Source organism: Gilvimarinus sp. 1_MG-2023 (assembly GCF_030548285.1).
The window spans coordinates 1-288 of sequence record NZ_JAUOSC010000804.1; the positions used below are offsets into that span (position 1 = coordinate 1).

Sequence of the window (288 nt, forward strand, 5' to 3'; positions counted from 1 at the left end):
GGTCGAATCAGCCCTTATTTCTTTAATGCCGGGTTGTTTAACAGCGGTTTGGCCCTTGCTCGCCTGGGGCGTTTTTACGCTGCCGCACTGGAAGATGCTGGTTTGCAGTACGATGTGGTGTTTGGCCCGGCGTACAAAGGTATTCCTCTGGCGGCAGCCATGACCGTGGCGCTGGCCAATGACTACCAGAAAGACGTGCCTTATGTGTTTAATCGCAAGGAAGCCAAGGCCCATGGCGAAGGCGGTAATCTGGTGGGTGCGCCTTTGGCGGGCCGTGTGGTCATTGTC

At 56.2% G+C, this 288-nt stretch carries 1 pseudogene; it reads left to right on the forward strand.

Annotated features, from left to right (window positions below):
• Positions 1-288 (forward strand): annotated as a pseudogene (gene pyrE, locus Q4563_RS19110) (orotate phosphoribosyltransferase); the annotation flags it as partial.